Annotated in this window: 15 protein-coding genes, 1 pseudogene and 1 riboswitch; of the genes and pseudogenes, 13 read left to right on the top strand and 3 right to left on the bottom strand. The window is 57.6% G+C overall.

What is annotated here, in order from left to right; genetic code table 11:
* Positions 1 to 178 precede the first annotated feature (178 nt).
* Entirely contained in the window at positions 179 to 1114 is a 936-nt protein-coding gene (locus H0921_RS04210; RefSeq protein ID WP_194536794.1) for an N-acetylglucosamine kinase, read from the bottom strand.
* Between the two features lie 362 nt (positions 1115 to 1476).
* Between H0921_RS04210 and H0921_RS04205 the strand changes: the two genes are divergently transcribed.
* Both H0921_RS04205 and H0921_RS04200 read left to right on the top strand, forming a co-directional pair.
* Positions 1477 to 5043 (top strand): VPS10 domain-containing protein, encoded by a 3567-nt coding sequence (locus H0921_RS04205; protein WP_194536793.1) that lies wholly within the window; start codon positions 1477 to 1479, stop codon positions 5041 to 5043.
* A gap of 85 nt (positions 5044 to 5128) precedes the next feature.
* The gene (locus tag H0921_RS04200) at positions 5129 to 5620 is read left to right on the top strand and encodes a DinB family protein (protein WP_194536792.1); all 492 of its coding nucleotides are present in this window, start codon (positions 5129 to 5131) and stop codon (positions 5618 to 5620) included.
* Between the two features lie 24 nt (positions 5621 to 5644).
* Here the strand turns inward: H0921_RS04200 and H0921_RS04195 are convergent, their stop codons facing one another.
* Positions 5645 to 6451 (bottom strand): RsmE family RNA methyltransferase, encoded by an 807-nt coding sequence (locus H0921_RS04195; protein ID WP_194536791.1) that lies wholly within the window; start codon positions 6449 to 6451, stop codon positions 5645 to 5647.
* Between the two features lie 832 nt (positions 6452 to 7283).
* Between H0921_RS04195 and H0921_RS04190 the strand changes: the two genes are divergently transcribed.
* The 8 genes and pseudogenes from H0921_RS04190 (at position 7284) to H0921_RS04155 (ending at position 14908) form a co-directional block, all read left to right on the top strand.
* Positions 7284 to 8237, top strand: a complete 954-nt coding sequence (locus H0921_RS04190; RefSeq protein ID WP_194536790.1) for a sialidase family protein — start codon at positions 7284 to 7286, stop codon at positions 8235 to 8237.
* 120 nt (positions 8238 to 8357) lie between these two features.
* The gene (locus H0921_RS04185; protein ID WP_194536789.1) at positions 8358 to 9752 is read left to right on the top strand and encodes a TrkH family potassium uptake protein; all 1395 of its coding nucleotides are present in this window, start codon (positions 8358 to 8360) and stop codon (positions 9750 to 9752) included.
* A gap of 206 nt (positions 9753 to 9958) precedes the next feature.
* Entirely contained in the window at positions 9959 to 10615 is a 657-nt protein-coding gene (locus tag H0921_RS04180) for a potassium channel family protein (RefSeq protein WP_194536788.1), read from the top strand.
* A 147-nt stretch (positions 10616 to 10762) separates the two neighbouring features.
* Positions 10763 to 10861: riboswitch (TPP riboswitch) on the top strand.
* 99 nt (positions 10862 to 10960) lie between these two features.
* A pseudogene (thiC, locus tag H0921_RS04175) lies at positions 10961 to 12307 on the top strand (phosphomethylpyrimidine synthase ThiC); the annotation flags it as partial.
* A 314-nt stretch (positions 12308 to 12621) separates the two neighbouring features.
* A complete protein-coding gene (locus tag H0921_RS04170) occupies positions 12622 to 13143 on the top strand; it encodes a hotdog family protein (RefSeq protein WP_194536786.1) in 522 nt (173 codons plus the stop codon).
* A gap of 19 nt (positions 13144 to 13162) precedes the next feature.
* Positions 13163 to 13930, top strand: coding sequence for a 3-oxoacyl-ACP reductase family protein (locus H0921_RS04165; RefSeq protein ID WP_194536785.1), 768 nt, complete (start codon positions 13163 to 13165; stop codon positions 13928 to 13930).
* 23 nt (positions 13931 to 13953) lie between these two features.
* Positions 13954 to 14349 (top strand): acyl carrier protein, encoded by a 396-nt coding sequence (locus H0921_RS04160; RefSeq protein WP_194536784.1) that lies wholly within the window; start codon positions 13954 to 13956, stop codon positions 14347 to 14349.
* Between the two features lie 64 nt (positions 14350 to 14413).
* A complete protein-coding gene (locus tag H0921_RS04155) occupies positions 14414 to 14908 on the top strand; it encodes a 3-hydroxyacyl-ACP dehydratase FabZ family protein (protein ID WP_194536783.1) in 495 nt (164 codons plus the stop codon).
* Positions 14909 to 15107: 199 nt separating this feature from the next.
* Here the strand turns inward: H0921_RS04155 and H0921_RS04150 are convergent, their stop codons facing one another.
* A complete protein-coding gene (locus tag H0921_RS04150; RefSeq protein WP_194536782.1) occupies positions 15108 to 16187 on the bottom strand; it encodes a TlpA disulfide reductase family protein in 1080 nt (359 codons plus the stop codon).
* A gap of 264 nt (positions 16188 to 16451) precedes the next feature.
* Here H0921_RS04150 and H0921_RS04145 point away from each other — a divergent pair, with 264 nt between their 5' ends.
* The 3 genes from H0921_RS04145 (at position 16452) to lpdA (ending at position 22362) form a co-directional block, all read left to right on the top strand.
* The gene (locus tag H0921_RS04145) at positions 16452 to 19415 is read left to right on the top strand and encodes a 2-oxoglutarate dehydrogenase E1 component (RefSeq protein ID WP_194536781.1); all 2964 of its coding nucleotides are present in this window, start codon (positions 16452 to 16454) and stop codon (positions 19413 to 19415) included.
* 49 nt (positions 19416 to 19464) lie between these two features.
* Positions 19465 to 20868 (top strand): 2-oxoglutarate dehydrogenase complex dihydrolipoyllysine-residue succinyltransferase, encoded by a 1404-nt coding sequence (gene odhB, locus H0921_RS04140; RefSeq protein WP_194536780.1) that lies wholly within the window; start codon positions 19465 to 19467, stop codon positions 20866 to 20868.
* A gap of 84 nt (positions 20869 to 20952) precedes the next feature.
* The gene (lpdA, locus tag H0921_RS04135; protein ID WP_194536779.1) at positions 20953 to 22362 is read left to right on the top strand and encodes a dihydrolipoyl dehydrogenase; all 1410 of its coding nucleotides are present in this window, start codon (positions 20953 to 20955) and stop codon (positions 22360 to 22362) included.
* Positions 22363 to 22524: the final 162 nt, after the last annotated feature.

Genomic DNA, 22524 nt, shown 5'->3' with positions numbered 1-22524 from the left:
TTTTTCGACCAGAATGGGGACAGCGTGTTGGCCCCCCACAACACCCGTGTGTTTCCTCTGGGACTATTCCCACAGGCAAGGCACCTTCCATCCCAAAGCAGATGAGGACGACGCACATATGTTTATTCTTCCGAAGGGAAACCAAAGTTCAAGATCGGTGTCCGACGACGAAGGGGGCTTAAGCGAGATCGGTACAAAGTTGTCGAGCCAGCAGGACGGCTCCCCGTGCGGGTTCCTCCACCAGCGTCACTGGTTCCGGATGAACACCTTCTCGGCGGAGATATTCCAGGAACCGTGCTCGATACATTTCGCTATGAAGGAACAACCCGCCACTTAGGGCTGTGGGAATAAGGTGTTCTGACCAGTGCATCTGCCGCACGGCCGCTGCTGCCGTCCGTGCCAAGGCCTGAGCCTGCGAAGCCACAATCTGCTCTGCCACCTCGTCGTGTTGGGCACAATCCAGCACCACGGGGGCCAACCGAGCGATGAACGCTTTGTCCCAACTTCCCCGGTACACCGCGGGGATCAAGTCCCGAATTTGACTCGATCCGAGTTTCTCCAGAACAATTTGGCTCAGCCGGCTAGGCGGTCCCACGCCATCCGCGGTCCGGCATACCGCTCGCAGGGCACGCAAACCGATTTGGAAAGCGCTTCCTTCATCTCCCAGCAGCCAACCCCACCCGCCGGTCCGGTTGTTGTTTCCTTCCGGAGTACGCGTGTAAGCAATCGAGCCAGTGCCCGCAATGATAGCTAACCCCCAATCTTGTGGCGTTCCGGCGGCGAATAACAGGCGTGCATCGTTGACCACCAGAAGCCGCTCCGCAAGATCGACCAGGTCCGCCCACCCTCGGATCACATCCTCGCCGTCTAGATCGATCCCCGCTAACCCCAAGGCGGCTGCCGTTACAGGTTGCCGACGCAGGCCCGCCGCTGCAAATGCGGCTGCCACTGCCGTGTTCAGCTCTCGCAAGGCTGCTGTTTCACCCACCGCTTGAATGTTTGAGGAACCTCCTGTCCCACGACCAACCACTTGGCCTGTCTCCAATTCCGCCAGCAAGGCAGTTGTCGTCGTCGCACCGCCATCGACTCCCAGCACCCATCTTCCCACAGCCATCCCTATTCCCCTTCCTGATTTTTCAATCCGTCACCTCTATCACTGATTCTGGAAACTCGCGACTGCCGGCCACCGTCGGAAATCGGTTTTGCCGCCTCACACCCTCTGTTCCGAGCACATGATCCGCTGTTGCTGACTCCCTCTGGCTTCACACTGCGCTTCCCTGTTATACCACTCCGCTGTCATAGCGGAAAACCCGCATTCCCGTCCCATCCGCTACAGTCCCGTTCCTTGACATGAATCGAGCTGGCAAGGCAACCCGAACCCTTGCTGACCCACTAGGCAACCTGCTAAAATCGGGTACCTAGGTAAATTGTGCGACTCATCCGAGGTATACCCCTCCCTTTTTGTGAGATGCCGCCATGAGTAACCGGTTTCTGCGTGCGTGGGCCTTCTTTTGGCTGTTCATCGGACTCATCACTCTGCCCGAACTTGCCCGTTCCCAGCAACCACTGCCTGCTGAGGACACTCAAAAGCAGATTGCCGATCTGGAACGGCAGATCGCCGAGCTGCAAAAAAAACTGGATGCGCTCCGCAAGGCCTCGGCGGCCCGTCCCTCCGTCACTCTGGAGACGGTCATCCAGAAGCTGACCTGGCGCTGCATCGGACCCGCTAACATGGGAGGGCGCATCACCGCCATCGCTGTCGTCGAAAGCGACCCCACGACTTATTACGTTGCCACCGCCTCCGGAGGATTGATCAAAACCACCAACAACGGCACCACCTTTACCCACCTTTTCGATCGAGAGAACACAGTGTCCATTGGGGATGTGGCTGTGGCTCCGAGCAATCCGAACATCGTGTGGGTCGGCACAGGTGAGGCCAATCCGCGTAACTCGGTCTCATATGGAGATGGAGTTTACAAAAGCACTGATGGTGGTAAGACTTGGCGCCATATGGGATTGAAACACTCGTTCCAAATTGGCAAAATCCTCATTCATCCCAGAAACCCCGATATCGTCTATGTAGGAGCGTTGGGACGTTTGTATGGTCCGAATCCTGAGAGAGGACTTTTCAAAACAACGGATGGCGGTAAGACCTGGAATAAAATCCTTTATGTCGATGACAGAACTGGCGTCATCGATATGATTATGGATCCCTTTGATCCCGAGACACTGATCGTTGCCACATGGGAACGGCGGCGGGATGAATTCGATGGCTTTTACGGCCCCAATACCACGTGGCCCACGACCGACCAGTACGGCCCAGTGATCACCCACGGAAGCGGTAGCGGGCTTTACAAGACAACGGACGGAGGAAAAACCTGGAAAAAATTGAATGATCCCAGCAAACCTAACGGACTGCCCACCGTCAAACTCGGACGGATCGGCCTCGATGCCTCTCGGAAAACCAAAGGGCTGATCTACGCTATCATCGACACAGAAAATGTGGGTAAAGGCCGCACTCCGATTACTGCTTATATGGGTATTTCCAGTGATACAGCTTCCGGAGGCGGAGTCAAAATTGAAGAAGTGGGAGATGGACCTGTAGCAAAAGGAGGAGGAAAAAACGGAGATATCATTGTAGCTTTAGACGGCAAAAAGATCGCAGACTATGAAGCGATGCTGGACTACATCGGCACGAAGAAACCAGGCGACAAAGTGGAATTCACAGTGGTGCGGGACAAAAAAGAGGTGCGCTTTGTGGTGACGTTGGGCCGACGTCCGGATGCACCGCCGCCTGCTTTAGGAGTCACCTTGGCCCGCGGTCCCGCCATTGGTGGAATTGCCATTGAAAGCGTCAGCCCCGATGGACCTGCCGCCAAGGCTGGTATGCAAGCAGGAGACGTCATCAGCAAGATCGCGGGCAAGAGTGTCACGGATCAAAAGTCGTTGCGAGCGGTCCTCCAAGAGTTTTCCCCTGGCGACAAAGTCCCCCTTGTTTACCTTCGCGGAAAAGAGAGCAAGCAAGTGGAGGTGGTTTTAGCCCCACCGGTCGCTTCTGCACGCCCCTTTTTGCTCAGTCCTGCCGTGGGCGGCCAGCAGCCCAACGTCCAGCGGGACCAAGGCAAGGATGGCTACCAGACCGGTGGAGTTTTCGTCTCGCGGGATGGGGGAGAGACCTGGCGGCGCGTCAATAGCCTCAATCCCCGCCCCTTCTACTTTTCGGTCATCCGGGTCGATCCCAACGACGACAAGACACTCTATGTGCTCGGTGATACGACTCTGTGGCGTTCTACAAACGGTGGGGAACGCTTCGCGGCTGCCCCAGCGCGGGGTCTGCATCCCGATCACCACGCCCTCTGGATCAATCCCAAGGACAGCCGGCACATGCTCATTGGCACGGATGGCGGTTTCTACGTCACGTATGACCGGGGTGACAACTGGGACCACCTCAACGTCCTAGCTCTGGGCCAGTTCTATCACGTCTGTGTGGATAACCGGACACCCTACAACGTCTATGGCGGCCTGCAAGATAACGGCTCCTGGGGCGGTCCTAGCCAGACGATGCGGCCTACTGGGCCGAGTAATGAAGATTGGCTTTTCCTCAACGGAGGCGACGGATTCACCTGCCGAGTCGATCTGTCCGACCCGGACATTGTGTATGCCACCAGCCAGAATGGCGGTATGATCCGACGCAACCTCCGCACCGGAGAAGTGGCTCGCATCGGTGCCCGGCCTGTGACTCCCAACGAGCCGTTGCGCTGGAATTGGAACACTCCCTTCATCCTCTCGCATCACAACCCGGCCATCTTCTACTGCGGCGCTCAGTACGTCTTCCGCTCGATCAACCGCGGCGCCGACCTCAAGGCGATCAGTCCTGATTTGACCGCCAGCAAAAAGGGCACCATTTCCGCCATCGCTGAAAGCCCGCGTTCTCCTGATCTGCTCTGGGCCGGTACCGACGACGGTAATCTCTGGATCACTCGTGATGGCGGCCAGAAATGGACCAACGTAGCGGACAAACTTCGTTCTGCGGGCCTGCCGGGTCCCCGCTGGATCAGTAGTATCGAACCCAGCCGCTTCGTGGAAGGACGGTGTTACGTTGCCATCGATGCCCATCGCTCTGATGATGATAAACCTTACCTGTTTGTCACCGAGGATTACGGCCAGAGCTGGAAAGCGATCACGGCCAACCTGCCCCCATTCGGTTCCACCCGTGTGTTGCGGGAGGATATCACCAACCCCAACATCCTTTACTGCGGCACGGAATTCGCCATTTTTGTCTCCCTCGATCGCGGTGGACATTGGACGAAACTTAACAACAATCTGCCCACCGTCGCCATTCACGAGGTGGCCCAACCGACAACAGCCGGTGAAATCGTGGTGGCAACCCATGGCCGGAGCATTTGGATCCTGGACGTAACGACATTGCGTCAATTGGCACCGCCCGACTCCACCTCGGCTGCTTCGGCTGCAAGCGCGACCACGAGTACGACCCGCACAGTCTCTCAACCGTTCCAGGAGCCGGCGACCCTATTTGCTCCCGCCCCTGTTGTTCGCTGGAAGCTCGAAACGGGCCGGCTTTCGCCTTACTCGCGTGAAGTGCGCAAATTCGCTGGCGAAAATCCGGTCCGCGGAGCCATCATCGACTACCTGCTTACCCGTCCTGCGAAAACGATCAGCCTCAAAGTCACCGATATCAGCGGCAATACCTTGCGAGATTTCCGCAATTTGTCCGCCGAGCCTGGTTTCCATCGGGTCACGTGGAATCTCAGTGCCAGCAGGGGCACGGGTCGCACCGGCCGCGGTGCCGGACTTGGCGTCGCCATCCCCGCTGGAACCTACCGCGTGGTCCTAACAGTGGATGGCAAGGATTATTCGCAGCCCCTGATCGTGGAGAATGATCCCAAGGCCGATCCGCGCGCCATCATCTCCTTCGACTTGCCGACTCCTCATTTTGAGGAGGAAGAAGAAGAGGAAAGGTACCCTCGGCAGGATAATGACAATGACGATCTGGAAGAACTCAAGGACAGGAGTCGGAACTAAACCGACTTGACTTTCGGGATCGAACATCTCGGCTCAAAATGAGAACGTTCAATGAGAATAGCTCCTCGATTCTGGGGGAATCGCCATGACTTCTCCAGCCCACGCTTTAGCGGACGAATACCTCGCTGGTGCCTTCGCGGTCCGGGCCGCTGTGGCGGATATGAGCCGGGAGCAATTACTGGCGCGGCCAATCCCTGGTCGCTGGAGCACCATGGAAGTGGTCTGCCATCTAGCCGACTTTGAACAGGTATTCGCCGATCGGATCAAGCGAATCATCGCTCTGCCAGAACCTCCGCTCTATCTGGCAGCCGATGAAAATCTCTACGTTCAAGCCCTCGCCTACCACGAACGCGATCTGGAAGAACAACTCCAGTTAATTGAAGCGACCCGGCGGGATGTGGCCCGGATCATCCGCCATTTGAGTCCGGAGCAGTTGCAAAAGACAGGGTGCCACAATCTCCGCGGCCTGCAAACACTGGAAAAGGTAATCCGTACGATCATCAATCACATCCCGCATCACTTGGCCTTCGTGGCAGAGAAGCGGCGCGCCTTGGGTTTGCCCGTGCTTTCGTCCTGAGCCGTGATTCGTCCTGATCTTCCGTCACGGACTGCGTAACCCAGCGCGGTCTAATCCTGTCTCCAAAGGGGTACCATCTGAAGCTGCTTGGCTCTCAGCGGCAGCAGCCGACGGGGGTGAAGGACTCAGGCGGAGGGGGTCGCTCCAACGGGCAACAGCCGTCAGGGCAGCGGTCTCAATCCGTAGAGTGCGCGGGCCGAGATTCATGAGTTCCCAGCCGTTCTCTCGAGCGGCGGTGATTTCCTCGGCGGTAAACCCTCCTTCCGGACCAACCGCCAACACGCCACCTGCCGCGGACACTCCTGATAACGGCGGCAAGCTCGTGTTCGGATGCAACAGCACCTTGCATGGAGGCAGATCGGTACGCCCAACAAACTGTTCCCATCGCTGCGGCGGATCAATATGCATCAAACGATTGCGACCACACTGTTTACTGGCTTCGATGACGGCGCGCTCGAAGCGCTCGACCGCACCTTCCCGCGGGATCACGACGCTCCGTGCTGTCAGGAGGGGAATGAAGCGGGTAACGCCCAACTCTGTCAATTTCTCCACGAGAAAGTCCGTCCGATCCGCCTTGGGGAGTGCCGAGGCCACCCAGATCGGAACAGGCAACTCCCGTTCGGCCTCCTCAACAGAGAGAATACTCAGAACAACACATCGCCGCCCCACGGATATCACTTCCGCGGGGTATTCTCGTCCGTCCCCGTTGAAGAGCACCACACGTTCCCCCAACTCGATGCGCCGGACGTGGGCCAGGTGGTGCGCTTCCGGACCAGTCAGAACGTAGTCGCCAACTTCCAATGGATCGGGGCAAAAGAATCGTTCTGCCATTTATACACAAACCGCCGCGTCAGAGACGGGCAATTCGTCCTCCACCAAGTTCGGGCCTACCTTACCGGCAGCGGCCTCAACGCCAGCACCTGCTGCCGTCATTCCTTTCCCGGCTGGGGCCACTTCTCCCAGAAACTGGAATAGAATTCTTCCCCCTCAGATTCAAGAACCTTTTCTCCCTGTGGACCAAAAGGCGTAGAGCCATCCATCATGTCACCTAGAACTTTCCAAAGGAACACCCAATACGTGCCCTCGTCCAGCGTTCCGTGATCCCGAAATACCCATTCGATTGATCACCGGTTCGTCTTCAACTAATCGTAGATGTGCTCCTGTGCCCTGCCTCATCTTCCACCACACTGGTATGGTATTCTCTCAACAACTTCAGGTCAATTCCAGGACATGTTGACCAACCAACAGTTTGCCAGCAAATTGGGGGAGGGTTCCCCGACCTGACTGGGTGTAACCAGATTTTCTGGGGTCCATCTAGTTTCCCGCAGACACTGGGAGGGCAAGACTTTGCGGTGACAGACAATTCAACCCCTTGCTTTGCATTCAATCCGACGACTTACACTCGGCGACTGAGCTATCAACTGTACAAATAGTCCCCAAGAGAATTTGGTTACACCCGACCTGACGGAGTTTCGCCATGATCTGCTTGCGGGAATTTTCCAGACTCCTATCCTATAGAGTTGTTTCTCCTGAAGTGTCAGATGAAAAGCTGGAGCGCGTTGGCGGAAAGAACGAGTGCTAAGTGGGTGATCCCGGAGTCCAGACCTGTGAAGTGTGAAGGAGATGGTACAGACTGTGCATTGGAAGGCGGGGAGGATGGATCATGATACGCACTGTGTCGGTGGAAAGTCGGTTGATCTTCGAGAAGGCCCCCTTCGCCTCCTGTCATGCTTCCACGATCGTGGAAGTGGAAGGGGGGCGGCTCTTGGCCGCATGGTTTGGCGGCAAAGATGAAGGAGCTAAGGACGTGCAGATCTGGGGCAGTATTTTTGACGGGCAGCGCTGGAGCGAGCCGCGGGTTTGGGGCAGTGAGCCGGGCCAACCCTGCTGGAATCCGGTCCTGTTTCGCACGGCTAAAGGAACTCTGTACCTCTGGTATAAGGCCGGTCCGAATCCCCAGCAGTGGAGCGGCTATGTCCGGACCTCTTCGGATAACGGGAAAAGCTGGTCCCCGCCCGAAATGTTACCCGCCGGACAATTTGGCCCCGTTCGAGCCAAGCCGATCCAGCGGGCCGATGGAACCATTTTGGCTGGAACCTCGATCGAAAGTTATCGCAACTGGACGCCCTATGTGGATAGTTCGCGGGATGACGGTAAAACCTGGCGGCGCTCGAATGCCTTCCCCTTGCCCGGGAAGCATCACCAGATTCAACCGACGTTGTTCGAGACGGCCGAGGGACAGATCGTTGCTTTGCTGCGTTCCCGTGAGCCGCGAAAAATCTGCCGGGCCGAATCCCGTGACGGCGGATTGACATTTTCTCCAGCCGCGGAAACAGATTTGCCCAACCCTAACTCTGGCATCGATGTGGTGCGGTGCAAAAACGGAGACTTGATCCTAATTTACAACCCGACGGTGCTGACCCGCACGCCCCTGAGCCTAGCCCGTTCTCGCGATGACGGCAAAACCTGGAAAAAGGTCTATGATCTCGAAACGGAAGCCGGGGAGTACTCCTATCCCGCCATGATTGCCGCCTCGTCGGGGCTATTGGAAATCACCTACACTTGGCGGCGCACACACATCAAGCACGTGCGGCTGGACCCAGAAACTTTACGCTAGGGCTGCTGAACACTCCTCACCAGCAATTTAACGGTATTGCCCAATAACAGCATGGCCCAAAGTACTGGAGAAAGTAGGGACTGGTCGAGGAGATTTGAGTCTGAGTTTGTGAAAGTATCCATGCGTCCACTCTGGGATGTACCAATCGGCCAGCGTCCGTCGTGGTGGCAGCGCCGCACTCCTCCCCAGATGCTCGCCGGCTCGTTTATCCTGCTGATCGCTTTGGGCACCGTTGGCTTGAAGTGGCTGCCGGGCATTTGTCATGAAGGTGTACGCCTTTCCTGGCTGGAGGCCTGCTTCACAGCGACTAGCGCCGTCTGCACGACGGGCCTGGTGGTGGTCGATACTGCAACCGCATTCACTCCGCTGGGTCAAGCCTGGCTCTTGCTGCTCATTCAGAGTGGTGGCATTGGCATCTTGACCTTCACGACTCTGGTGATCACCGCGTTGGGGGGGCGTCCCTCACTGCGCCAGGAAGCCTCTGCTGTCGGCAACCCTCTGGAAATCGGCTACCACCGGATTGATGCCCGGCAATTGACTCGCCACATCGTCCTCTTCACTTTGACCTTTGAGGGGATTGGAGCGATTCTGTTATACCTGCTTTGGGTTCCTCGGTTCGGGTGGGAAGGGGCAGCCTGGCCTGCCCTCTTCCACGCCATCAGTGCCTTCTGCAATGCCGGTTTTTCCACCTTCAGTGACAATCTCGTTCCTTTTCGCCAGGATGTTCCGACCTTGCTGGTGGTCTGCGCTTTGGTCATCTCCGGCGGATTAGGCTTCCTGACCTGGGAGGAACTCTACTTATACTGGCGGCGGCGAGCGACCCATCGCTTCACCCTGTCTCTGCACTCCCGCCTCGTATTGACCACCACAGCCATGTTACTGCTCCTCCCCACACCCGTTCTGATCTGGCTGGAATGGGACACCACTCTGAAAGACATGTCCTGGCTCGACAAGTGTATCAACGCCTTTTTTATCTGTGTCAACACCCGGACGTGTGGATTCAACACAGTCGATCATGGCCAAGGGAGCGATGCCGCCAACTTCCTGCTCATCCTGCTGATGTCCGTCGGGGGTTCTCCTGGCAGCATGGCGGGAGGGATGAAAACCACGACGCTGGCCCTGTTGATGGTTCTGGCCTGGTCCCGCTTTCGTGGTTGGGAAGTAGCCAGCGTCTGGGGCCGCTCCTTGCGCAAACAGACCACGGACCGGGCCATTGGCTTGTTTGTGATCGGTTTTATTGCGGTCACGTGTGGCATTTTGTTACTGTCCATTACAGAAGCTCGTGGCAGCAACGGCGGTTTTTTGCCGCGCATGTTCGAGGCCGTCAGTGCCTTCAATCTGGTCGGATTGTCCATGGGTTTGACGCCTCAGTTGTCATCCGCCGGGCGGTGCATTGTCATCGGACTAATGTACCTGGGACGAGTTGGTCCGCTCGCCCTCGCTGCAGCCTTGGCGGTCCAAGCGCGCCTGCCTGGCAAGTTCCGCTACGCGTATGAGGAAGTTGCCGTCGGTTGAAAGCACACCCTGCTTGGATCACCGCCGAGTGGCTGGTCTGGCTCTCTGCCTTGGAACGCCTTCAGGTATGACCTGGCGATGTCCTGGGGGAATGGGAGGCATGCGGCTCTGGGAATGCCTGCGCCTGGATGGTACAAAGGCGCCAGAGGGCGATTCTCCGGGGACATCGATGCATTCTCGCAAAGCGCCATCGTGAGGGTAGCCGCATGAAGCGATTTGTGGTCATTGGTTTGGGCAATTTCGGTTCCAGTGCCGCGGAGGCGTTACATGCGAAAGGGCATGAAGTCATTGCAATCGATCCTCGGGAAGAGGCAGTGGACCGCATTGCTCCGTTTGTGACCCGCGCTGTTGTCGCGGATGGCCGCAGCGTTGAAGCCCTAGAGCGGGTGGGCGCTCGCAATGCTGATGTGGGGATTGTCAGCACGGGAGACGATATCACGGCCAGCATCCTGGCGACTCTGGCTCTGCGGGACTTGGGCGTCAAGGATGTGTACGTCAAAGTGGTGTCACGGGACCATGCTCGAGTCATGGAGCGTGTCGGAGCTACAGAAACCGTGTTTCCGGAACGGGACACCGCCTTGGAGCTGGCTTCCCGCCTGTCCGGAGCGGCCATCCTCAACTACGTGCGCTTAGCGTCTGGCTTCAGCATGCAGGAAATGGCGGTGCGCGATGAATGGGTGGGCAAGTCACTCCGGGAACTGGAATTGCCCCGCCGCTACGGGATCACCGTGATTGCCATGCATGACGTCCTGCATGACAAAATCATCTCCACTCCCGATCCCGACACTGTCCTGAAAGGTTCGGAAACACTTCTGGTCGCCGGCCGAGACGAAGACCTGGCTCGCGCGGCGGGCGAGAAATGAGTCTGGGCAAGACACAAACCGTAAGCAAACGCCAATCTAATTAATGACTAAGAGGCTGAACCGCCAGACTGGAGCCGGTCAAGTGCCGCCGCGATGGTGATCGCCACCCTGGCTGGCCGATGACCTAGCGGATTATCTACAACGATAGTAACTCGCCGGGGGTGCCTGTGCACGGGGCACGGGCTGAGATTATACCCTTGGAACCTGAACGGGTCATGCCGTTGAGGGAGGCGATCCCTTCTTCGGGCCGCTTTACACCTTCCATGCACTGGTCCAGAGATCTGGAAGCATTCCGGCGGCATGGAGATGTTCCCTTGGCCCTCAGCGCGTGGCTAACTACCCTGGTCCAAGAGAGAACCTGCCATGACGCAACTCGAAGCTGCACGCCAAGGTGTCATCACACCGGAGATGGAATATGTGGCGCGCCGGGAAGACCTTGAACCGGAATTAATCCGTGCTGAAGTCGCCCGCGGCCGGATGGTCATCCCGGCCAATAAGGTGCATCTGCAAAAACGCCTGGAACCGATGTGTATCGGCGTTGCCGCTCGGTGCAAAATCAACGCCAACATCGGTAATTCCGCCGTGACTGGCACCATCGAAGATGAACTGGAAAAGCTCCATACCGCCGTTCATCTCGGCGCGGATACGGTCATGGACCTGTCCACCGGCGGTAATATCGACGCCATCCGGCAAGCCATCATCGATGCCTCACCTGTCCCGATTGGCACGGTGCCCATCTATCAGGCTGTGCAGCAGGTGAAGGATGTCCGTGACCTGACCCCGCAAATGTTGCTCGACATGGTAGAACATCAGGCGCAGCAAGGGGTCGATTACATGACCATCCACGCCGGTGTTCTGCTGGAATACATCCCCCTGACGGAGAACCGCATCACGGGTATTGTCAGCCGGGGTGGTTCCCTGATCGCAGCCTGGATGATTGCCCATCACCAGCAGAATCCCTGGTACACGCATTTCGACGAACTTTGCGAGATCATGCGGACTTACGATGTCACCTTCTCTCTGGGGGACGGACTGCGGCCGGGGTGTCTGGCCGATGCCAACGATGAGGCTCAATTCGCGGAGCTGAAAACACTCGGCGAGTTAACCCTGAAAGCTTGGAAACACGGCTGCCAAGTCATGATTGAAGGCCCTGGCCATATCCCGTTGCATCTGGTCAAGATGAATGTGGAGAAGGAACGGGAGTTGTGCCATGATGCCCCCTTTTATGTGCTCGGTCCGCTCGTGACCGACATTGCCCCCGGCTACGATCATATCACCAGTGCCATTGGGGCGGCTTTGGCCGCCGAGGCGGGCGCCGCAATGCTCTGCTACGTGACTCCCAAAGAGCATCTCGGCCTGCCGAACAAGGAGGATGTCCGCCAAGGGGTTATTGCCTACAAAATCGCTGCTCATGCGGGGGATATTGCCCGCGGCCGCAAAGGGGCACGCTTGCGCGATGATGCCCTGAGCAAAGCCCGCTTTGAGTTCGATTGGAACCGCCAATTCGAGTTGTCTCTCGATCCGGAAACCGCCCGCCGCATGCACGACGAAACTCTCCCCCAGGATGTCTTCAAAAGTGCCAAATTCTGCTCGATGTGTGGGCCGAAATTCTGCTCCATGCGTATCACGCAGGATGTCCACAAAATGGCCGAACAGGCTCGCAAGATCAGTCTGGGGCTGGCTCCAGCCTGATCTCCGGCCCTCCGTCTTCTTCGGAACGTCCTCCGCCCACGAGGGAGAATCCGCCATTTCCTCCCCTGTCCAGAGGCGGGTAGGATGACTATACTGCCTATTCTTACAGGCGGGACACTGGCCGGAGCCTATCCCGCTTTTGCAGCAAATAGTCCCGCCTCCCGCAAGTGGGGAGTGAAGATCAGGGGGTGGCGGAGTTTTCCCCCCTCTGCCTCTTCTGGAGGCAGCAGCCGGCTGTACTTCCTCGAAAAAGCCGGCAGAAGGGAAGAATCGCCCGGCGTTTCGTAGACCTGACGGCGGAGCCATCGAGCCTTATGCGGTTTCATTTGATCGATCGGATTGTTTCGTGGACCCCTGGCCAATCGCTCACTGCGATCAAACTCTTGGCTTTGGGCGAGGAATATCTGGCGGACCATTTCCCACGCTTTCCGATCATGCCGGGTGTTTTGATGCTGCAAGCCTGTGTGGAAGCCGCGGGGTGGCTTTGGCACATCAGCACCGAATTCCGTTATCCCGTGATAGTCCTGCGGGAGGCGAAGCAAGTTAAGTTCGGCGCGTTCATGACCCCCGGACGGCAGTTGCAGGTCAGCGTGGAACTGACGCAACTTCAGGACTCGCTGGCCACTTTCAGAGCCAGGGGCCGAAACGATGCCGGCGAACAAACGGTCTTTGCGCAGTTGACCCTCTTCGGTTATAGTCTAGCACAACATACACCCACGGGAGCCGAACAGGATGCACTCCTGCGGGATTATTGGCAGAAACGCTGGCTGGCATTGACGGGACAATGGTGGGGTCCGATACCTTCCCCTACACATGCCCGGAGTGCAGCGAACTGATAAACTGGGATTAATTACCATGGGGCAGCTCCAGAACCAGGTCGCTCTTGTAACCGGCGGCAGCCGGGGAATCGGCCGAGCCATCGTCTCTGCGTTGGCCCGTGAAGGAGCTAAGGTGGCCTTTGTCTACCGAGGCAATGTGGAAGCCGCCCAAACTTTGGAAACCGAAATTGCCCAACAGGGCGGGATAGCCAAAGCGTATCAAGGAGATGTCAGCGATCCCGCCACAGCCGAAAGGATTGTGGAAGCCGTAGTGGCAGAATGGGGCCGAGTCGATATTCTGGTCAACAACGCAGGAATCATCCGGGACAAGCTCTTCCTCCAGATGGAGGCTGAGGATTGGAACACGGTGTTGCAAACCAACTTGGGCGGAGCATTCGCCTTCTGCAAAGCCGTGGCCCGGCAGATGGCCTTCAAGCAGCGCTCAGGACGAATTATCAATATCTCCAGCGTCGCTGCCGAACACGTGAATCCCGGCCAGACCAATTATGCGGCCAGCAAAGGAGCGCTCAACAGCTTCACCCGGGCATTGGCCGTGGAATTGGCTCGGCGTAATGTGTTGGTCAACGCCGTGGCTCCCGGTTTCATCGAGACGGACATGAGCCAAGCTGTGCGTTCCCTCGCGGGGGAGGACAATCTGAAGAAGTGGATTCCGGTACGTCGCTTGGGACAGCCCGAAGATGTGGCCGCCGTGGTCCTCTTCTTGGCTGGTCCCGGAGCGGCTTACATCACCGGACAGGTCATCACAGTGGATGGCGGGTTGAGCCTGGGGGCCGCCCATGCCTGATCGATTCGCGGAGAACCTGACTTATGACCTACGATGACATCTTTACCAAAGTTCGTTCCATTCTGGTCGAGGCCCTCAATGTTGAGGAAGATGAGGTGACCCCCACCTCACGTCTCAAAGCCGATCTCAACGCAGAGTCCATCGACTTCCTCGACATTGTCTTCCGGCTGGAAAAGCAGTTCGGCCTGCGCATCCCCCGCGAAGACCTCTTCCCCGAATCGATCTTCCAGGGTGATCCTCGCTTCGTGGCCAACGGACAGGTCACCGCCGAGGGTCTGGCCGAGTTGCAGCGCCGCATGCCCTACGCCGATCTCACTTCCTTCCGGGAGAATCCGCGCCTCGACCGGATCGAAGACCTCTTCACCGTGGACCTGATTGTGCGTTACTTGCAATCTCGCCTGGCCACCCCCGCCCAGTAACGCTCGAGATCGAGGCCGGTGTGTTCCGCCTTGCTTCTCCCACGACGGCGCCGAGACTCTTGCCATGCGCTGGACCTGGATCGATCGCTTTCTCCGTCTGGAACCCGGACGCCGGGCCATCGCTGTCAAAAACCTCAGTTGGGCTGAGGACTACTTCGCCGATCACTTCCCCGGCTATCCCGTCATGCCGGCCTCGCTGATTCTCGAAGGACTGGCACAAACGGGCGGCATCTTGGTCGGCCACGCCCACAACTTCCAGAAGAATGTCGTTCTGGCCAAAATCACAGCGCATTTCCAGCGGGAAGCCCACCCCGGCGAACAATTGACCTACCAAGCCGAACTGCTCGACCTCAGCGAAGCCGGCGCACGGGTCCGGGGCACAGCCCACAGCGGACAGGAATTGATTGCCGAGGCTGACATCATGTTCGCGCACGTGGGCCGGGAGCAACTCCCTCCCGAACTCGACGACCCTCAATTCGTCTTCCGTGGTGAACTCGCGCACCTCCTGCGTCAAGCCGAGTCCGCCATTCCCTCTCCCCCCTCTGGCACGTCTTCCTGACTTGCCACAAGAGGCTCATTACCGACGCTCCCTGCTGCGAATTACCGGATCATTCCTCAGCCTTGCTCCGACCCAAGGCAATGGGTAGTGACAACGAGACCGCTGGATCGTCTCAGCGGCGCCAATCCATAATAATCCCTTCCACCCCCTCCTGGGGAAGGTGGTGGATTTCAATGAGAGCTTGGGAAGGCAGAAGAATTCATTTGTCGTAACGGCTGATCCGTTGCTGGATTTGCCGTTTAAGCTGAGGTTCCTGCTCGGCCGCTTCCAAGGCCTTAGCCCCCCATTCTTTGGCCTTGGCAACATCACCGGAGGCGAAGTGGGCTTCCGCCACAAAGTAGAGGGCAATGGGGTCCTTATCGCCGTTGAGTTTCAGCAATCCTTGGGCACTGCGCAATGCGAGAGCCACCAGTTCTTTATGTTGGTTCGCTTGGGACGAGTTGGTGAGTAGGGCGGTCAGGCTCTGCAAGGCGGCGGGGTCCTCGCGGCGGAGCGCTTGTTCGAGGATCTGTTCCGCCGTCTTCTGAGCCTGTTCGACCCTCTTGAGTTGCAGCAAACTGAGAATCCGGGGGGCATTGAAGTAAGGAATCCCTCCCATCTCCGGATGATTTTTCTCGAACGCTTCTAGCTTTTTGAGAAACTCTTCGGGGTTCCGGGAGGCGGCAAAGATGCTATCAACCTCCTGCTCGACCCTTTCGACTTCTGCTAAGTCGTCCAGCTTCCACTTGTCCGCCACCACTTTAGGCAGAACGACATCCAGATACATGGGATGGCCGATGTAAGCGATCTTGCCTTGGCGATCCACCACGAAGCAACAAGGAATACCACCGCGACCCGCCGCCTTCATCCACGCATCATAAGTGCCGCGGTCCTCGCTGTAGGCCAAGCGGTATTTCAACTTTCGTCCCCGCTTCTCGACAAAGCTAGTCACCTTAGCCAGGGTGTTATTGGGATCACGGGCCGTGTAACCGATGAAAATCACTCCCTGGTCCTTATACTTCTCCTGCAATTCGCTCAAATGGGGCATCATCACGATGCAGGGACCGCACCAGGTAGCCCAGAATTCGACCACATACACATTCCCCTTCTTCAATTGGGTAACGGGATCGCCATTCCACCACTTATCGGCTTTGAGATCAGGGGCTGGATCGCCAGCTTTTAGGGTCGCTCCTGCTTTGGGAACACCAGGTTGACCGGCGGCTTGGGGAGTCGGCGCCAGCATGAATGCAGCGATCACCCCCACGATTCCTCCTAACACTTTGTGTCCTGAGCGCAACATGGGAATCCCCCTTGCAAAGGTTACGTGATATCGTCCGTCACTTCCTCCGCCACGTTTTCGCTATCATATCGTCTCTGCTTGGTATTTGATACCTGTTTCTCCAGGTCATTCTCTCCAGGCAGACGTAGTCTCAGCTCGCCCTCGGCCATGAGAAGGAAAGCAACCCGGAAAAGCTGGCTTGTAGCAGGGGTCAACATGAGTCCGACTTTCTCGGATAGCTTTGTTTCTACTTATAATTACGCTGACAGGGGCTGGAGATTGCCAATGTACAGCGAAAATGGACCGCTTCTCGAAGAGTTGTACCGCCGCTGGCGTGACAATCCATCGTCAGTCGATTCGAGTTGGGCCGCCTTTTTCTCAGGGATGGAGTTTGCCAGCCGAGGGGAAGATGAACGCCGGGTCGTTTCTGGAAGCGACGAACTGCGCCGGCAAACGGGTGTTGAAAGGCTGATCCACTGGTACCGCCAAGCGGGTCACTTGCAAGCTCATATCGATCCCTTGTCTGCCGGTCCGCCGCCTCCCTCACCCCTTCTCGACCTAGCCAATTTTGGCCTAACGGCGGCGGATTTGGACCAAACCGTCGATGCTTCATCAGTGTGGGGCTTGGGCGGGCCGGTCCGCTTGCGTCAATTGCTGGAACATCTTCAGGCCAGCTACTGCGGCAGTGTGGGCGTGGAATTCATGCACATCGACTCGCTGGACATCCGCAACTGGATCGCTCAGCGTCTAGAAACCCAGCGAGGGCAATGGCGGCTGGGTCTGCGGCAACGCTATCGCATCCTCATCACTCTGCTTCAGGCCGAGACCTTTGAACGGTTCCTGCACACCAAATACGTGGGACAGAAACGTTTCTCCCTGGAAGGCGGAGAAACGCTTATTCCAATCCTTGATGCCCTCATCGAGAAAGGTCCGGAACTAGGCGTGCGCGAATACGTGCTCGGTATGGCCCACCGCGGTCGCTTGAACGTTCTGGCCAATATCCTCAACAAACCCTTGGCGGAAATCTTCTTTGAGTTCGAGGACAATTATCTGCCGCAGTCTACCATCGACGGAGACGGCGATGTCAAGTATCATTTGGGATTCTCTGCCGATGTGGAAACCTCAGCCGGTCAGAAGGTGCATATCTCGCTGACCCCCAATCCGAGCCATTTGGAAATTATCGATCCGGTGGTTCAAGGGCGAGTGCGTTGTAAGCAACGGCTGCACCAGGATCGCGAGCGGAAGCGAGGCATACCGATTCTCATCCACGGCGATGCCGCCTTTGCGGGTCAGGGCATCGTCATGGAAACGTTCAATCTGATGAACCTGGCAGGTTATCGCACAGGCGGCACTCTCCACATTGTGGTGAACAACCAAATCGGCTTCACGACCAATCCCCGCGATGCCCGTTCGACACAGTACTGCACGGACATCGCCAAATTCGTCCAGGTGCCGATCTTTCACGTCAATGCGGAGGACCCAGAAGCCTGCGTCGCGGTTGCTCATTTGGCTTTGGAGTTCCGGCAACAATTCCAACGCGATGTGGTCATCGACCTGGTTTGCTACCGCAAATGGGGCCACAACGAGGGAGATAATCCCAGTTTCACCCAACCGCTGCAATGCCGCATCATCGAGCAGAAGCGGCCCATCTCCCAGATCTATGCCCAGAAGTTAGCCGAACTGTCGGCTGAGCCTTCTCAGGAATCGCTCACTGCGGAAGTGTCCGCCGCCTTGGATGCCGAGTTTCAGGACAGGCTGGTCGAAGCCTTACGGCATGCCGATGTCGCCGTTGCGGAGTACCGGCAGAAGCTGGAAAGCACGTTGAAAGAGGTCCGCGGCCAGGTGGCGTTGGGACAATCCCGCCGCCGGGGCATGGAAGGGTTTGGGGGGCGCTGGCGCGGCTTGCAACGCCAGTACACGCACACGGTGGTAGAAACCGGCGCCGCAGGTCGACATCTGGATACCGTGGCTGATGCTTTTGTGCATCTTCCGGAAGGGTTCACTGTCCACCCGCAACTGATCAAATTGCTGCACAGCCGACACGAAGCGGTTCGGCAGCGCAAGTCCGTAGACTGGGCGACAGCCGAGGCCCTAGCCTTCGGCACATTGCTGCTAGAGGGGATTCCTGTTCGCCTCAGCGGTCAAGACAGCCGCCGCGGCACTTTCTCCCAGCGTCACGCTGTGCTCGTAGATTATCACACCGGTGCCGAGTACTACCCTTTGGCCCATTTATCCCCGAAACAAGCCGTGTTCGAGGTCTACGATAGCAGCTTGTCCGAAGCGGCCATCCTGGGATTCGAATATGGTTACTCCCTCGATGATCCGTACACTCTGGTGTTATGGGAAGCCCAATTCGGCGACTTCGCTAATGGTGCCCAAGTCATCATCGATCAATTCCTCGTCTCCGGGGAATCGAAGTGGAACCGTTCCAGCGGCTTGGTTCTGCTGCTGCCTCACGGGTATGAAGGGCAAGGGCCGGAGCACTCCTCCGCCCGACTGGAACGCTTCCTGCAAATGTGTGCGGAAGACAACATCCAGGTGTGTTATCCCACCACTCCTGCCCAGTACTTCCACCTTCTGCGCCGGCAGGTGAAGCGGCCATTTCGCAAGCCGCTCGTGGTGATGACACCCAAGAGTCTGCTCCGCCTGCCCCAAGCGCAATCCCCCGTCACGGAGCTGGAAGCCGGACATTTTCACGAAGTGCTCGATGATGCGTCAGCCAATCCGGAGGTGGTAACGCGTGTGCTCCTGTGTTCCGGGAAGATTTACTACGAACTCCTCCGCCACCGGGAACACCTGCAAACCGTCAGTGTGGCCTTGGTACGGCTGGAGCAATTGTATCCCTGGCCCGGAGAACAATTGGGGACCGTTCTGGGCCGTTATCGACGCTGCCGGGAGTGGCTCTGGGTCCAAGAGGAACCCCAGAACATGGGCGCGTGGTCGTTCGTGGAACCACGCTTGCGAGCGATGGGTTTCCCCGTGGAATACGTCGGGCGGGATGCCGGAGCCAGCCCAGCCACGGGTTCGTTCCACGTCCATCAGCGAGAGCAACAGCTTCTGGTGGAAGGAGCCTTCGCAACCACTCCCCCCAGTCCAATCGGCCCTGGCTCGGTCGGGTGGATCACTCCTACTCCTCAATCGGCCAACGGCCCCCCAGGCGCGGAGTCTCCTCTCGCCCTGGTTTCCGAGATATCGCAGGCACCATCACCCCAACCCATAATAATCGCTAACGAAGGATCGACTTCCTGACCAACCACACCATCACAAGCCAGCTATTGCACCAGAGGAGCCAACTTTCATGCCTCAGATCGAGCTAGTCGTTCCTGCCCTGGGTGAATCGATCAGCGAGGTGACACTGAACCGCTGGTTGAAACCGGATGGCGCTTGGGTCCGTGCGGATGAACCTGTGGCCGAATTGGGAACCGATAAAGCCACTCAGGAACTTCCCGCTCCCGCGGCTGGTAAGCTAAGCTGGCGCGTGCGTGAAGGGGAAACAGTACGCATTGGTACAGTCCTCGCTGTAATTGACACGGAAGCGACAGCATCGGCTGAGTCCCGCCCCGCAGATATCCCACCCCTGGCTGAAACACTCCCTCCGGACCGATCGGCACAAGCTGAAAAGAGCACCGTTCCCCCAGTAACAGCCCCTGGAATTGGTCCGTCAAGCGGCCCGGTGCCTCCGCCACCGCTTTCACCTTCTCCGGTGACTCCTCGTTCTTCGCCGGCGGCCGCGCGACTGCTCGCGGAAGCCCAACTTAGCGCTGCTGAAGTCACGGGAACCGGACCGGGAGGGCGAATCACCAAGGGGGATGTGCTCGCGGCTATGGCCCAGCGCACCCCCGCGGCTACGAGCGCTGGAGCTTCCACTCTCCCTCCCTCTCCTGGCGGCGACGGCTCCACTCCAGGTCCTCTAGCTCCGCCTTCAGCCTCCGCCTCGTTAGCCCCGTCTCTTTCTCCCCCTTCTGTTTCCGCTCCCTCGGCTGGAGCTACTCCTACTGGGCGGTCTGTCACGCGCGAACCGATGAGTCACATCCGCCGCCGCATTGCCGAGCGGCTTCTGGAAAGCCAGCAAACGACCGCGACGCTGACCACCTTCAACGAAGCCGACATGTCCACCATCATCGAACTGCGGCAACGTTATAATGAACGATTTGAAAAAAGGCATGGAGTCAAGCTGGGATTTATGTCATTTTTTGTGAAAGCTGTTGTGGAAGCATTGAAAGCATTTCCCATCATCAATGCTAGAATTGATGGACAACATATTGTATATCATCATTATTATGACATTGGTGTAGCCGTGAGTACAGATCGTGGATTGATAGTGCCGGTGATCCGAGATGCGGATCGCCTCAGTTTTGCGCAGATTGAATCCGCCATCGCCGAATTGGCACGCAAAGCTCGTGAGGGCCGAATCACACTCCAGGATTTGGAGGGGGGCACATTTACGATTACCAACGGCGGGGTATTTGGCTCTTTGCTCAGCACACCGATTCTCAATCCCCCCCAGTCAGCCATTTTGGGAATGCATGCTATCCAGAAGCGAGCAGTCGTTGTCCAAGACCAGATCGCAATCCGCCCCATGATGTATCTGGCTTTGAGTTACGATCACCGGTTGATCGACGGTCGCGAAGCCGTTCAGTTCCTCGTCCGTGTGAAGGAATGTATCGAAAATCCTGCAGTTCTGATGTTAGACTTGCCGTAATTGGAAATACAGATATACGTAGATATAATCTACATTGTTGACCTTAATTGTGCCTTCCCCTGAATTCTTCTGGATGCTCATTTTATGGCAGAAACTTACGATCTGTTGGTCATTGGCGCGGGTCCAGGAGGATATGTGGCCGCGATCCGTGCCGCACAACTGGGGCTGCGAGTGGCATGTGTGGACAAACGTAAGCAACTAGGCGGCACCTGCCTGAATATCGGGTGTATTCCGTCCAAAGCGCTCCTCGATTCTAGCTATTGGTACGTCCAAGCGCAGCAGCACTTGGCCAGCCACGGCGTGCGGCTCTCCGGCGTTACTCTTGATCTGGCAACTCTGCTGGCTCGCAAAGACCGCATCGTCCATGAACTGACCCAAGGCATCGCATTCCTGTTCAAGAAATATGGCGTTGATTCCTATCACGGCGTGGCCCGCTTGAACGGCGGTCATCAAGTGGTCGTGCAACAGGCGGAAGGGACGGCACTCCCCTTGCAAGGACGTCATATCCTTCTGGCAACGGGAAGTGTTCCCGTAGAACTGCCTTTTCTCCCCTTCGATGGCCAAGTCGTTGTCAGCTCAACCGAGGCCCTCCATTTCACCACTGTTCCGCAGCATCTGCTGATTATCGGCGCGGGATATATCGGATTGGAACTTGGTTCCGTCTGGCGCCGGTTGGGAGCCGAGGTCACCGTACTGGAAGCGCTGCCTCGCCTATTACCCCACACGGATAGCGAAATCGCCGGGGAGCTTCTCAAGCAATTGACACGTCAGGGAATGCAATTCCATTTTCAAACACGCGTCATCGAAGCCCAAGCAGATGGCAACGGGATCACTCTCGTGGCTTCTTTAGCCGATGGCACACGCCGAACCTTCCGGGGCGATCGCGTTCTCGTTGCCGTCGGGCGCAAGCCTTACACTGAGGGATTAGGCTTGGAAACTGTGGGCTTACGCCTGGACCCGGCAAGTGGACGCCTGGCTGTCGATGCTGACTATCGCACGGCGGTGCCGCACATCTTGGCGGTAGGCGATTTGATTGCTGGTCCGATGCTGGCCCACAAAGCCAGTGCCGAAGGCGTAGTCGTGGCAGAACGCCTAGCCGGAATGAAGCCCCGCGTCAACTACTCCGCCATTCCCAGCGTGATCTACACTCATCCAGAGGTGGCTAGCGTCGGTGCGACAGAACAGGAGCTGCAACAGAAAGGCATCCGCTACCGCGTTGGGCGATTCCCTTTCTCGGCTAATGGGCGGGCCAAAGCCCTCGGCGATACGACCGGCTGGGTCAAAGTACTCGCTGAGGAGGACACAGACCGGCTGTTGGGCGTGCACATTATCGGTCCTCAAGCCTCAGAGTTGATTGCGGAGTGCGCTACTCTTCTGGAGTTTCACGCTTCTGCCGAAGATGTGGCCCGGTGCATCCATCCCCATCCGTCCCTCAGTGAAGTCCTCGCCGAAGCCGCTCGTATGGCATGGGCCGGCAAACCCTTGCATTCCTGAAAATCGGTTCGCACTCTCTTTCCCGCTTTGGATGCGACAGCATACCCTGCCAAGCGACTCCGCAGTACGCCTCTTGCCGCTTCCATCCGAAGTAACGTTCCCTCCCTTCCTTTCATCTCAAGATGTGGGGAAGTAAAGTCATACTTCCCTGAGCGACAACCG

Origin of the sequence: Thermogemmata fonticola (assembly GCF_013694095.1) — a bacterium.
GTDB classification, from domain to species: Bacteria; Planctomycetota; Planctomycetia; order Gemmatales; family Gemmataceae; genus Thermogemmata; species Thermogemmata fonticola.
This window is presented reverse-complemented; position numbering and strand designations above follow the sequence as displayed.